Source organism: Bradyrhizobium sp. JYMT SZCCT0180, from assembly GCF_018130165.1.
GTDB lineage: Bacteria > Pseudomonadota > Alphaproteobacteria > Rhizobiales > Xanthobacteraceae > Bradyrhizobium.
Genome location: NZ_JAFCLZ010000001.1, coordinates 85,242 through 98,742 on the forward strand (window position 1 = coordinate 85,242; position 13,501 = coordinate 98,742).

The following is a 13,501-nucleotide window of genomic DNA, read 5'->3' on the forward strand; positions in this document are numbered from 1 at the left end:
GACGCGTTTTCTTACACGCGAACCGGTATCCACTTCGCTTGAAAACGCTCTGGATCGAAAGCCGGAATATCCGGCTAGAACCGCGGCAAATCAGGAAACGCCAGTCTGCCGCCGTGCACATGCACGCGGCCGAGCTCGGCGCAGCGGTGCAGGGTCGGAAACACCTTGCCGGGATTGAGCAGGCCCTGGGCGTCGAACGCGCATTTCAGCCGCTGCTGCTGGTTGAGGTCGATCTCGCTGAACATTTCCGGCATCAGATCGCGTTTCTCGATGCCGACGCCGTGCTCGCCGGTCAGCACGCCGCCGAGTTCGACGCAGCAGCGCAGGATGTCGGCGCCGAACGCCTCGGCCCGCTCCATCTCGCCGGGCTGGTTGGCATCGTAGAGGATCAAAGGATGCAGATTGCCGTCGCCGGCATGAAATACATTGGCGACACGCAGATCGTATTTGGCCGAGAGGTCGCGGATGCGCGCTAAGGCCTTGGGCAGCGCGCCGCGCGGAATGGTGCCGTCCATGCAGAGATAATCAGGGGAAATCCGGCCCACGGCCGGAAACGCCGCCTTGCGGCCGGCCCAGAACAGGTTGCGCTCGGCTTCAGACGTGGAAATCTGCAGCGTGGTGGAGCCGCAGCCCTTGGCGATGGCCTCGACGCGGCCGATCAGTTCATCGACTTCGACGCCGGGACCATCGAGTTCGATGATCAGGAGCGCCTCGACATCGAGCGGGTAGCCGGCATGGACGAAGGCTTCGGCGGCGTGGATCGCCGGCTTGTCCATCATCTCCATGCCGCCCGGGATGATGCCGGCGCCGATGATGCGGGCCACGCATTCGCCGGCGGCCTCGACCTCGGCGAAGCCGACCATCAGCGCGCGGGCGGTTTCCGGCTTCTGCAGGATCCGCACCGTGATCTCGGTGATGACGCCAAGCAGGCCCTCGGAGCCGGTGATGATCCCCATCAGGTCGTAGCCTGCGTTCTCGGCCGACTTGCCGCCAATGCGCAGGATTTCCCCTGACATCAGCACGATCTCGCAGCCCAGCACGTTGTTGGTGGTCATGCCGTATTTCAGGCAGTGCACGCCGCCGGAATTTTCCGCGACATTGCCCCCGATCGAGCAAGCGATCTGCGACGAGGGATCGGGCGCGTAATAGAACCCGGCATGCGCCACCGCCTGGCTGATGGCGAGATTGGTCACGCCGGGCTCGGTCACCACCACGCGGTTGTCGAAATCGATCTCGCGGATCCGCTTGAATTTGCCGAGGCCCAGCAACACGCCATCGGCCAGCGGCAGCGCGCCGCCGGACAGCGAGGTGCCCGAGCCGCGCGGCACCACCTTGATGCCCTGCTCGAAGCAATATTTCAGGACTTTGGAGACCTGCTCCGTCGTGTCGGGCAACACCACGACCATCGGCGGCTGCCGATAGGCCATCAGGCCGTCGGACTCGTAAGGGATCATTTCGGCTGCGCTGTCGATCACGCCCTCGCCCGGCACGATCCCCCGCAGGGCGGCCACAATGGCGTCGCGGCGGTCCAGAACGGCCTGATCGGAAGCCGGCATCATAATGGCCATGCGTTTCCTCCAGGGCCTAGTGCGTGATCGATTTGTCGCGGTAAATCAAGCACGTCTCGACGCGCTTGGGTAGGCTGCGTAAGGCCAATGGACATCCGGAGCGTCCGCGATGGACCGGAAAAGGCCGGCCGTGGTGAAACCCGTCAAGCTCTCGTGGCTTGTCCATTCGAAACGGGCCGTGCCACAAGCAACCCGCTGCGAAAAGTGCCTACAACGGGAGTCCCTACCACTGATAGCGAACGACGCCCTTGCCGGCGTAGGATCGGCTCACGTCGGAGAACTCACCCTCGAACGTCGCGGCGGCGGACCAGCCGTTGATCCATTTCACTTCGGCGGACGCTGTCGTGAGCGCCTTGTTGTGCGACGGCGCCGCGCCGTTGACGACGAAGGATGCGCCGGGCAGCGTCTGGGAAGTCGCGCCGATCGAGCGGTCGGTATTATAGTCATAGGCCCACGCCAGCCGGCCGCGCAGCGTGAGGATCGCGTTCTGCATCGCCCAGGACTTGTCGGTGCGCACACCAATCTCGCTGCGCGGGGCCGTGACGCTCTTCGCGCCGTACGCGAGTGCAAACGTATTGGCGCCGGACAGAACCTGTTCGGCATAGGCGGGCAGCTCGAAGGTGGTGAATTGTCCGGCGGCATAGGGCGTGATGCCGATGCCGCCGATCCATGGGCCGACAAAACGATAGCCGCCCTCGGCGCGGCCGGAGAAGGCATTGGCCTTGAACTCGGCGCGCAACCGGTCGATGCCGGCGATGGTCACGGTGCGATCGGTCGTGACGTCCTGCCAGCCATAGGCCAGCGCTGCCGTCAGATACGCCGGGCCAACATTGTGCCGCACGAACGCTCCGGCCTGGAACAGATCAGAGCGGCCGCTTCCCATTCCGTTGACGGCAAAACTGGTGCCGCCGCCGGCCAGCGCAAAGCCGGCGATCGTGAACGGCGAGAAGCGATAGTCGGCGCCCACCGCCGTGCCGGCAATGCGCGAAGTCGCGGTGTTGGAGCCGAGCGCAGCATTGCCGTCTGATGTCTGCGAGCCGCCATAGCCCGCCGCCCACACGCTCCAGCGCGGCCCCCACCCTAGCCCTCCCCCGCTTGCGGGGGAGGGTTGGGAGGGGGACGCCGCCTTGGTGAACATCGCATAGGCGTCACGGGCGGCAGGCTTTTGCGTCGACGCGTAACCGTTGGCGGTACTGGTGCCGCCCGCGCCTGGACCATCGCCGCGGCCATCGATAAAGGGATCGGTCAGCAGACCCATGAACTGGTTCATGGCATTGAACGTGGTCGCTTGCGAACCGGTCGCGGACTCGCCCGACGCTTGGGACAGGCTCCCCGCCGACAGCGTCGCGAACGTCAACGGAATGCCGCCGTTGCTGTTGAAGGAATTGATCAGCGCGTTGGCGACGTTGTTCTGGTTGCCGTTGAGGGTGCCGGACGCGGGCGTCGTGAAACTCAGGATCAGGTTGAGGTAAGCGTGGGTGGCATCGTAGCTCAGCGTATCGTGAAAGTTCGCCGGCAGATTGGTGTTGGCGACGGTCGGATTAAACGTTCCGCTCACGCTGCCGGCGGTCAGGATGGTGTACTGCTTGGCGATATAGCTGCCGGTCGCAAAGTTGGCATTCACGGTCGCGCCGCCGAGCGTGGCCACGCCCGAGACGTTGGCTAACGACGATGTCGTTGGATTGATGTTGATGGCATAGGCCGCCGCCGCATTGAAGCCGAGCGTGCCGCTGACCGTCATCGATGACCCGGGCGTGCCCGAACCCGGCGCGAAGGTGCCGCCGGAAACCAACGTGTTGCCAACCGTGCCGGTGCCGCTGAGCGTGCCGCCGCTCACGGTGAAAGCCGCGTTGCTCAGGCTGCCATTCACCGCCAGCGTGCCGCCGCTGACGGCGAATGTGCCGATGCCGGCGTTGGTGCCGGTGAGCGTCCAGCTGCCGCTGCCGGTCTTCTCGCCGGCCTCGAACGAGGAGAGCTGACCGACATTGAAGCTGCCCGATCCGGTGCCGCTCAGCCCCAGCGTGTCGGTGCCGAGGCCGCCGAGCACGTTGCCGTTGATGACGGCGCCGGTCACCAGTTCGAGGCGGTTGGCGAAGGCGCCCGCCTGGTCGAAGTTGATGGCGCCGCTGGCGCCGCCGTTCACCGTGCCGGCCACCGTGACGGTCGCAGGGCGGCCGAGAGCCTGGATGCCAAAGCCACTGGTGCCGCTCACGGTGCCGGCGGCGGCGACGGTGACGGCGAGCGCGCCGGTGCCGTTGGTGCGCGCAAAAATGCCGTTGGTGCTGCCGCTCACCGTTGCGCCGGCTGCGGTGGTCACGCTGAGATTGGTGCCCGCGCCGGAATTGTATGCGAAGATGCCGTTATCATTGGTGCCGGTGACATTGCCGTTGGCGGTGATGGTCAGCGCGCCCGTGCCTTGGTTGTCCGCAAAAATGCCGATGTTGCCGCCGCTCACCGCGGTGCCGGCGCCGGTGGTCACGGTGAGATTGGTGCCCGCGCCGGAACTGTATGCGTTGATGCCGCGATTAGAGGTGCCGGTGACATTGCCGTTGGCGGTGATGGTCAGCGCGCCCGTGCCGTAGTTCTGCGCAAAAATGCCGTTGGCGCCGCTGACCGTCGTGCCGGCGCCGGTGGTCACGGTGAGAGTGGTGCCGGCGCCGGTGTTCCGCGCGTCGATGCCGACACCACTGGTGGCGGTGACATCGCCGTTGGCGGCGATGGTCAGCGCGCCCGTGCCGTAGTGGCGCGCAAAAATGCCGTTGGTGCCGCTGACCGTTGTGCCGGCGCCGGTGGTCACGGTGAGAGTGGTGCCGGCGCCGATGTTCCGCGCGTCGATGCCGTTACCAGCGGTGCCGGTGACATCGCCGTTGGCGGCGATGGTCAGCGCGCCCGTGCCGTAGTGGCGCGCATTAATGCCGTTGGTGCCGCCGCTGACCGTCGTGCCGGCGCCGGTGGTCACCGTGAGATCGGTGCCCGCGCCGAAATTGTATGCGTTGATGCCGCGATTAGAGGTGCCGGTGACATCGCCGTTGGCAGTGACGGTCAGCGCGCCCGTGCCGCTGTTGATCGCAGAAATGCCGAAGCCGCCGCCGCTGACCGTGGTGCCCGCGCCGGTGGTCACGCTGAGATCGGTGCCGGCGAAGTTCCGCGCGTAGATGCCTAAACCAGTGGTGCTGGTGACATCGCCATTGGCGGTGACACTCAGCGCGCCCGTGCCGTAGTTGCGCGCAAGAATGCCGGAGGTGCCGCCGCTGACCGTCGTGCCGGCGCCGGTGGTCACGCTGAAAGTGGTGCCGGTGCTGTTGTTCCGCGCGAAGATACCGTAAGTGCCGGTGCCGGTGACGTCGCCATTGGCGGTGACGGTCAGCGCGCCCGTGCCGTCGTTGGCCGCATAAATGCCAAGGGTGGCGCCGCTGACCGTCGTGCCGGCGCTGGAGGTCACGCTGAGAGCGGTGCCGGTGCCGCTGTTCCTCGCGTAGATGCCGTTACCATTGGTGCCGGTGACATCGCCATTGGCGGTGATGGTGAGCGCGCCCGTGCCGTAGTTCTGCGCAAAAATGCCGTTGGTACTGCCGCTGACCGTCGTGCCGGCGCCGGTGGTCATGGTGAGATCGGTGCCGGTGTTCCGCGCGTAGATGCCGTTAACACTGGTGCCGGTGACATTGCCGCTTGCGGTGATGGTCAGCGCGCCCGTGCCGAAGTTGCGCGCAAGAATGCCGAAGTTGCCGCTGACCGTCGTGCCGGCGCCGGTGGTTACGCTGAGAGCGGTGCCGGAGTTGTTCTGCGCGTAGATGCCGTTAACACTGGTGCCGGTGACATCGCCGTTGGCGGTGACGGTCAGCGCGCCCGTGCCGAAGTTGCGCGCCCGGATGCCGAAGCCGCCGCTGACCGTGGTGCCGGCGCCGGTGGTCACGGTGAGAGCGGTGCCGGAGTTGTTCTGCGCGAAGATGCCGTTACCACCGGCGCCGGTGACATTGCCGTTGGCGGTGATGGTCAGCGCCCCCGTGCCGTTGTTTTGCCCAACAATGCCGGCGGCGCCGCTGAGCGCGCCATTGGTGGCGATGGTGACGCTGCCGGGCGTGCCGGCAAAGTCGCCGTTGGAGCGAACATTAAGAGCGTAGCCCGCCGCAGCGGTAAGCGACGAGGCGTTGGTGTCGGTATAGGACAGGGCGCCGTCGCCGGTAATCGTAATCGCATGGCCGGCGGCGGTGTTGACGCTGAACCCGGCGACGGTGGAGACGCTGGCGTTGTTGGCGTTGATCGTCTGCGTGGTGACTTCGGCGCCCGAGCACTGGTAGGTCGAGCCGCCGGAGTTCACGCAAGCGCCATAGGCGCGACGGCCATAGCCGACGACCGCCGCCGCCAGCATGGTGCCCGACAGCAGAACCCGCCGGCGCAACGCGCCTGCATGACCAGAATTCAAGACCCCAACTCCCGTCGCCTGGGCCGTACTCTTATGCTCTGCAGCACAAGCGGCCGTACGCCCCACCCGGCGGCGGTTCCTCGCCAGACTACTGGACCGGCGTCGGCCCATCAATGCGAGTCTGGACTTTCATGGCGATTACGTTCCGCGATTTTCTGAAATTATTCTGATATTTGAGTTTCCGCGCCGATTTCATACGTCATTGCAGTTCGCGGCGCGATTCGCACGGTGCGGCGGCAGGATAGACTGCTAGGATGCGTTGGGATCGGCAGGAGCGAAGGCATGAGCGAGCGGGAGTTGTCATCCGCGTTGGACGACGAGGAAAGGCCGGCACCAGCCGCCCCTCCGGCGAGCACGGAGATCGCGCCCGCCGGGCAAGAGACCAAGGCCGCCGAGCCGCAGTCGACGCCGGCCGAAGAGCGCGTCACCTATTCGATGTCGCCGGGCCTGCCCGGCTTCCTCGCCGCGCAGCGGATCGCGCTCGCGGTCTCGTCCTATCAGTCGGGCAAGTTCTACCTGTTGGGGCAGAACGTCGATGGCGGGCTCATGGTCGACGAGCGCTTCTTCCGCAAGGCGATGGGGATTTGCGTTCCCGACAAGGACACCCTGCTGCTGGCGACGCTGTTCCAGATCGTGCGGTTCAAGAACGTGCTGAACCCAGGCGAGCAGATCAACAATGTGTTCGATGCCTGCTATGTGCCGCGCGAAACCTATGTCACCGGCGAGATCGACGCGCACGACGTCGGCGTTCTCAAGGACGGGCGCGTGGTGTTCGTCAACACGCTTTACAACTGCCTCGCCACGCCGTCCGAGCGCCACAGCTTCACGCCGCTGTGGAAGCCGCCGTTCATCTCGGGAATCGTCAAGGAGGACCGCTGCCACCTGAACGGCCTCGCCATGGCGGACGGCGTGCCGCGCTACGTCACCGCCGTGAGCAGGTCCGACACCATCGACGGCTGGCGTGACCGGCGTGCCAGCGGCGGTGTCGTCATCGACGTGCAATCGGGCGAGATCGTCATCGGCGGCCTGTCGATGCCGCATTCGCCGCGGATCTATCGCGACCGCCTCTGGCTGCTGAACTCGGGCACCGGCGAACTCGGCTGGATCGAGCCGGGATCAGGCGGCGGCGCGGCCAAATTCCACGTGCTGGCGTTCTGCCCCGGCTTTTTGCGCGGGCTCGCCTTCCACGGCAACCACGCCTTCGTCGGGCTGTCGAAGCCGCGCTATCAGCGCTTCGAGGGACTGGCGCTCGATCAGAAGCTCGCGGACGCCGATTCCGAGCCGTGGTGCGGCGTGCAGGTGATCGATCTCGACAGCGGGGCCTGCGTGCACTGGTTCCGCCTCGACGGCGCGGTGGCGGAGCTCTACGACCTTGCGGTCGTGCCCGGCGCGATGCGTCCGATGTCGCTCGGCTTCGCCAGCGACGAAATCCTCGGGCTGATCACGCACGATCCGCTCGCCGACGGCGCGCTGCCGAGCTGAGCGACAGCGGGGTAAATAACAAAGCCCCGGGTTTGCGCGCGGGGCTTTGTCGTTCGCGGATGTCTCAATCGAGATTACGGTGCGCTTAACTCTCATTGTGACTATCATCCACTCGAAGCGCTCGGCGGATCAATTGAGTGCACTGGACCGTAATTGCGCCGGACAACGAGGTGCCGGAGCCGCGCGGCACCACCTTGATGCCCTGCTCGAAGCAATATTTCAGGACGTTGGAGACCTGCTCGGTCGTGTCGGGCAGCACCACGACCATCGGCGGCTGCCGGTACGCCATCAGGCTCGGACTCGTAAGGGACCATTTCCGCTGCGCTGTCGATCACGCCCTCACCCGGCAGGATCCCCCGCAATGCGGCCACAATGGCGTCGCGGCGGTCCAGAACGGCCTGATCGGAAGCCGGCATCATAATGGCCATGCGTTTCCTCCAGGGCCTAGCCCGTTATCGATTTGTCGCGGTAAATCAAGCACGTCTGGGCGCATTTGGGTAGGCCATCACACCAATGTCGGATCGCCTCCCCCAAATCGTGAGTTCGCTCTCGGGCAAGCCTGCGATGCCGGAACCTGTCAAAGTTTCGTGGCTTGTCCAATCGGAACGAGCCTGCCAAAAGCAATCGACCTCTAGGGAAAGAGACGAAGAGCACCACATGAAAACACCGATCTTGGGTACGCTGGTTGTTGTCACCTCATTGATGGCCGTGTCGGGCGCGCTGGCGCAGGACGTCACCGCCGGCAAATCCTCGTTCAACAAATGCATGGCCTGCCATGCGATCGGCGAAGGCGCCAAGAACAAGGTCGGGCCGGAGCTGAATGGGCTCGACGGCCGCAAATCCGGCACCACGGCAGGTTACTCCTATTCGGAGGCCAACAAGAACTCCGGCATTACCTGGGGCAAGGATGTGTTCCTCGAATACATCAAGGAGCCGAAGGCGAAGATTCCCGGCACCAAGATGGTGTTCGCCGGCATCAAGAACGAGAAGGAGGCGGGCGACCTCTGGGCGTTCCTTGTGCAATACGACAAGGACGGCAAGACCAAGTAGCGGCTGTCAATATCGCCATTCCAGAGCTTCGGTTCTGATTGAAGCAGAGCCGAAGCTCCCGCTTCTGGTTTGACGCGTTTTCTTGACGCAAAGCGCTATCCGCCCTTGGCGATCAGCTCCCAGGGCATGCTCGCTCACAAGCGTTTCAGTTCGCTGCGGCCGCGGTGTTCTGCGCCATTTTGCCTATCATCGCTTCGATCTCGGAGATTACGAGATCGGCACCGCGTTCTGCACCATGTGACCGAGGCCGGGCAGCACGATCAATTTGACGTTGGGCGCGGTCGCCGCCAGCGGCCGCGAATGGATGTTGGTCGACACCGTCTTGTCGACATCGCCGGTGACGATCGTGATCGGCGCTTTGATACTGGCATAGCGCGGCGACTGCTCGGCGACGGCCGCCTTCAGCGTCACCAGATCGCGCGCATTGGCGAGAAACTCGCGCGGGCGCAGCAGCAGCGAGCTTGCGGTGTTTTCGACATATCCGTCCGGGACCGGTTGCGGCAGGAACACGCCGCGGACGCCGGAATTGATGAGGAGTTTACCCAGCGGCAGCGTAATCGTATGGGCCAGCAACGGGCCGATCACGGGCGTCGCAACGATCTGGTTGTAGCGTCCGACGCCGCCCGGCCACGGATAGGCCACCGGCGCCAGCATCACCATGCCGGCGACGCGCTCCGGATAATCCAGCGCCATGCGCGCGCCGAGCGCGCCCGCCCAGGAATGCACCACCAGGATCGCACGCCCGATGCCGAGCTTGGCCAGCGCCTCGTCAATCATCCGTCCCTGAATTTCGGGCGTAGAGTCCTCAAGATTGGCGCGCGTGCTCCAGCCGTGGCCTGGACGATCGATCAGGATCACCCGATGGCTTTTCGCAAGCCGATCACCCACCGGCTGGCGCATCACCTCCAGGTTCGAACTGGCGCCATGCAGCATCACGATCGGAGGGCTGGCCGAATCGCGCGGGCCGATATCGACGATATGAAGGGTCGCGCCGGCTACCTCGACCATCTTGCCCTGGGCGGGATGGGCCCGCTGCGTCAGCCACACCCCTCCCTGCGTGACCAACGCCAGGATCATCAGCGCCGCCACGACAATCGCTACCACCATTGAAAATGTCCGAATGATCTTGGGCACCAACGAGATACGGCCGGAATGGGTGCGGGTTTCGGGAGTTCTCCACAGTCCGCCCAACCCTGTGGATAGCGGGGTCATACTGCCGTCACTGGGCTTTTTATACATTCACGCTAACACTTTCGCCATGTGTCGACGTGTTTGATCGAGGTGTGGCCGCAACCTGAAACTTGTACCCAAAATTCACAGGAACGCAGGCGAAGACCACACATTGTTCCACGGTACAATCGGAGGACTATCCATGATTTCCGACGCAAGCGAAGCGGCCATCGACCAGATCGTAGCGACCTGCAATGGCGACATGCGCGGCGCGCTGAAGGCGCTGCTGCTGGTCAATGAACAGCTGGAAGCGGAGCTGGCGCAGTTCTACGCGGCGGCAGGCCTCGACGGCATGGCGCGCGGCAGCAACGTGCTGCACTAGGACGTTACGCGAAACGGTATCCACCCCCGGATCCAGGTCCGAGGGCATGCTTGGCTTGAAAACGCTCCAGCCTGATTTGGTCCGACTTGTTCAGTCCGACTTGTCCTCATCCCCCGCATCGGAGGAAGGCTGTTCTACCTTCGGGCAAGCGCTGAGGGTCGTGCGTGCGAGTTTGGCATCGTCGAGTGATCGATAGGGCCCGCTGCCGAACCAGATATTTCCGCCGACCTGCGCGTTGATCACTGGATTGCTGGTGACGATCTCGCATTTGTTGGCCGCGCGGTCGCCGACCACCCAATAGTCTGCGCCGAAAGCGCTCGTGCCGGCAGTGACAATCACCGCGCCGGCCAGCAGCAATGATTTCATGGCTTCGCTCCTGACAAGCTGACGGCCGATAATAATGCGTTGGCGGGAAACGTTCCGGCCTGTCCGGAAACAGGGTTAACCGCGACGGACCACAGCGCTTCTGATTGAATCAGATATCGCGGCCCTCGACCTTTTCCGTCAGCGTCTTGACCAGTTCCGGCACCTTTTCGAGGTACGGGTTGACCGCGAGCGCCTTGCGGAACGCTTCCAGCGCCCGCTTTTCCTCGCCGATGTCCTGCATGATCATGCCGAGCCCGGCCAGCGCGCCGAAATGGCGGGGTTCGCGGACCAGCACCTGCCGGATGTCCTCGAGCGAATGGGCGTAGTCGTTCTTCAGATAATACAGCGTCGCGCGCCGATTCCAGGCTTCGACATAATCGGGTCGCAGCTTGACCACGGCATCCAGCAGCTTCAGCGCGACGTCGGCCTTCTGCGCGTCCATGGCCGCCTTGGCGCGCACCATCAACAGCGCCGCGGTATCGCTCGGGGTCTGCATCCACAGCGCCCAGATCCGCGCCTCGACATGCTTGGCGCTGGCCTCATCGGGCGCAGCCTTCAGCGCACCGAACAGGAAATCCAGACCGCGCGTCCGATCGGCGCCGACCTTCGGCAGTTTGCTCGGCGCTTCCGGCAGCTTCTTCTGTTGCTTGGGCGGCGGGATGATCCGGGGATCGTTCTGGGCAAACGCCATCACCGGCACGGCTGTCATGACAGCGGCGACAAGGATCGCGATCCGGCAGTTAGGAGCTTGCAGGAATCTCAAAGCCATGGGGCAAGTCTAGACGCACAAAAACGCGCTGCAAAGCAGCACGTCGTCAAAGACCTGTGAAGCGTGACGGAATCTAAGGGCGAAAAGCCGACCTCAGCCCTGACGGGCCTTGAAGCGGCGCTGCACCTTGTTGATCACGTAGACCCGGCCCTTGCGGCGGACCAGACGGTTGTTGCGGTGGCGACCGCGCAACGATTTCAGCGAGTTACGGACCTTCATGGGACAATCCTGATGCGTTGAAAGGCCGTGATGGAGGCCGAACCTGCGCTACCCGAAAGTGGCAAAATGAGATTTTTCCCGCCAGCGGCCATACCGCCCGGGACGGGGCGGTTTCTAAGCCATCGCAGGGGAGAATGTCAATCAACCCTGCGAAATCCGGTCCATCTGCCTCGGGAGGCTGCTAGCCAGCTGATTCTCCAGCGATTTTTCTCGGGAATCCAGCGTCAATTAGCCCCAGATTTTGGACCCCGGTGCCAGCGCGAACCGTATAAGAGGAATCGCTCCCTTGCGCCGCCGACGGCGCCTCCCCGCAGAATGGAACTAGCCTCCTTATGACGACCGCTCCCCGGCCGACCGTCAAGACTGCGGTGCTGACCCCTGACGCCCCGATTAACCTGCCCCCAGGCGCCAGGCTGCTGCTGCCGGCCGGCGTGCTGCCGTATCAGCTCAACTGGCCCTACATTCTGGGGATCGGCGCCTACCACGCCCTGGCGCTGCTGGCGTTGCTGCCAGGCTATTTCAGCTGGAGCGGCCTGATCGTCGCCATCGTGGGCACGCATCTGTGCGGGCTGTTCGGCATCAACCTTTGCTACCACCGGCTGCTCACCCATCGCGGCCTGAAATGCCCGAAATGGCTGGAGCACGCGATGGTTGTCATCGCGATGTCCTGCCTGCAGGAAACGCCGGCGCGCTGGGTCGCGATCCACCGCCGGCACCATCAATTCGCCGACCAGCAGCCGGACCCGCACAGCCCGCTGGCAAGTTTCTTCTGGGCCCATATCGGCTGGATCCTGGTGCATCAGCCGGAGCTGTCGCGGCTCGGGATCTATGAGCGCTACGCCAAGGACATTTTGCGCGATCGCTTCTATGTCGCGCTGGAACGCCATCACTGGCTGATCTGGATCAATCTCATCCAGATGCCGCTGTTCTTCGCCGCCGGATTCGCCGTGGCCTGGCTGCTTGGCGCAACGCCGGCCGACGCAACGCAGACCGGCCTCGGCATTCTCCTGTTCGGCGTCTTCGTCCGCACCGTGCTGGTCTGGCACATCACCTGGGCGGTCAATTCGGTGACGCATGTCTGGGGCTACCGGAATTATGAGACCGACGAGGACAGCCGCAACAATATGATCGTCGGCCTGATCTCCAACGGCGAAGGCTGGCACAACAACCACCACGCCGACCCCCGTTCGGCGCGCCATGGTCATCGCTGGTGGGAGATGGACAACACCTGGCTCACCATTCGCTTTCTGGCATGGCTCGGATTGGCCACCGACGTGGTGCCGCCGAGCGCGCATCTGGCAAAGCAGCCTGCCGGGAGCAAACTGACGACGCGCGGCTCGACCGGCGTCCCAGCCGAGTAGAGGGTCCACTCAACGCGGCTTTTGCTTCCAACCGAAAATATCGAAAACAACCCCATGCAAAGAAACAAGGGGTGTCGCCGATGTGGATGCTTTGCCCGCGAAACATTTGACGCGTCGGGCAAATCACCGGCACTATTTTAACATTGCGCAACTTCAAGACCGCTCATGGCCCTGCCAAACGGCTGTTTGCGCGTGCAGGCAACTTGTAGCCAGTACAGCCATTAACCGTTCCGCCGATCGGAGATCGGATCAATGGTTCACGCGCCGGCGAGCCTGCAACTTCCGGCTAGGCGGTAACGTCGAGATTGCCGCCGACGCCGGGGCCAGGATCGGCGGGCGAAGACTGCCCGGCCAAAAGCGCCTGGGCCGCGATTTTCTCCGCATCTGCCTTGGCGGTGGATCTCAGGACGGTGGTCGCGATTTGCAGCTGCTTACTCTCATCCTGAGTGGCGAGAATGCCGCTGACCATGGTCGAGATATCCATACGCAACGCTCCAACGCGGGGCAGACTACGGGCGGAGGTCGCAGACTACCTGGCGGAGGTTAATGTCGCGTGTCTCGGACGCGGACCGGAAAGCTGCGGCCTGTCGCTATCGCGCCGGAACCGGCTTGTCGCCACTGTGGTCGTAGAAGCCGCGTTGGGTCTTGCTGCCGAGCCGACCGGCCCAGGCACCGTGGTTTATGGCAACGCCTTGGATACCGAGATTCGAC

Annotated in this window: 10 protein-coding genes and 2 pseudogenes; 4 read left to right on the top strand and 8 right to left on the bottom strand. The window is 64.1% G+C overall.

The window, feature by feature from the left end; translation table 11 throughout:
• Positions 1-74: 74 nt before the first annotated feature.
• Together JQ641_RS00390 and JQ641_RS00395 are read right to left on the bottom strand one after the other, a co-directional pair.
• Positions 75-1,568, bottom strand: a complete 1,494-nt coding sequence (locus JQ641_RS00390; RefSeq protein WP_211993728.1) for an FAD-linked oxidase C-terminal domain-containing protein — start codon at positions 1,566-1,568, stop codon at positions 75-77.
• Positions 1,569-1,791: 223 nt separating this feature from the next.
• On the bottom strand, positions 1,792-5,991 hold the full coding sequence (locus JQ641_RS00395) for an autotransporter domain-containing protein (protein WP_249150117.1): 4,200 nt from the start codon (positions 5,989-5,991) through the stop codon (positions 1,792-1,794).
• A gap of 282 nt (positions 5,992-6,273) precedes the next feature.
• Here JQ641_RS00395 and JQ641_RS00400 point away from each other — a divergent pair, with 282 nt between their 5' ends.
• Positions 6,274-7,473, top strand: coding sequence for a TIGR03032 family protein (locus JQ641_RS00400; protein WP_211993730.1), 1,200 nt, complete (start codon positions 6,274-6,276; stop codon positions 7,471-7,473).
• 157 nt (positions 7,474-7,630) lie between these two features.
• Here the strand turns inward: JQ641_RS00400 and JQ641_RS00405 are convergent.
• Positions 7,631-7,901 (bottom strand): annotated as a pseudogene (locus JQ641_RS00405) (FAD-binding oxidoreductase); the annotation flags it as partial.
• A gap of 229 nt (positions 7,902-8,130) precedes the next feature.
• Between JQ641_RS00405 and JQ641_RS00410 the strand changes: the two are divergent.
• On the top strand, positions 8,131-8,523 hold the full coding sequence (locus tag JQ641_RS00410) for a c-type cytochrome (RefSeq protein WP_211993731.1): 393 nt from the start codon (positions 8,131-8,133) through the stop codon (positions 8,521-8,523).
• Positions 8,524-8,668: 145 nt separating this feature from the next.
• On the opposite strand, the pseudogene JQ641_RS00415 reads toward JQ641_RS00410, so the two are convergent.
• Positions 8,669-9,630: pseudogene (locus JQ641_RS00415) on the bottom strand (alpha/beta fold hydrolase).
• Between the two features lie 265 nt (positions 9,631-9,895).
• On the opposite strand from JQ641_RS00415, the gene JQ641_RS00420 reads away from it, so the two are divergent.
• Complete coding sequence (locus JQ641_RS00420; protein WP_211993733.1) at positions 9,896-10,075, top strand: hypothetical protein; 180 nt, start codon at positions 9,896-9,898, stop codon at positions 10,073-10,075.
• Positions 10,076-10,165: 90 nt separating this feature from the next.
• Here the strand turns inward: JQ641_RS00420 and JQ641_RS00425 are convergent, their stop codons facing one another.
• The 3 genes from JQ641_RS00425 to ykgO form a co-directional block, all read right to left on the bottom strand.
• Positions 10,166-10,441, bottom strand: coding sequence for a hypothetical protein (locus JQ641_RS00425; protein WP_192738963.1), 276 nt, complete (start codon positions 10,439-10,441; stop codon positions 10,166-10,168).
• 109 nt (positions 10,442-10,550) lie between these two features.
• Positions 10,551-11,210, bottom strand: a complete 660-nt coding sequence (locus tag JQ641_RS00430; protein ID WP_192738964.1) for a tetratricopeptide repeat protein — start codon at positions 11,208-11,210, stop codon at positions 10,551-10,553.
• Between the two features lie 93 nt (positions 11,211-11,303).
• Positions 11,304-11,429, bottom strand: a complete 126-nt coding sequence (gene ykgO / locus JQ641_RS00435; RefSeq protein WP_002718645.1) for a type B 50S ribosomal protein L36 — start codon at positions 11,427-11,429, stop codon at positions 11,304-11,306.
• A 332-nt stretch (positions 11,430-11,761) separates the two neighbouring features.
• On the opposite strand from ykgO, the gene JQ641_RS00440 reads away from it, so the two are divergent.
• Positions 11,762-12,790: an acyl-CoA desaturase gene (locus tag JQ641_RS00440; RefSeq protein WP_211993734.1), complete on the top strand. Its 1,029-nt coding sequence runs from the start codon at positions 11,762-11,764 to the stop codon at positions 12,788-12,790.
• Between the two features lie 286 nt (positions 12,791-13,076).
• Here JQ641_RS00440 and JQ641_RS00445 read toward each other — a convergent pair whose 3' ends face one another.
• Positions 13,077-13,274: a hypothetical protein gene (locus JQ641_RS00445; protein WP_211993735.1), complete on the bottom strand. Its 198-nt coding sequence runs from the start codon at positions 13,272-13,274 to the stop codon at positions 13,077-13,079.
• Positions 13,275-13,501: the final 227 nt, after the last annotated feature.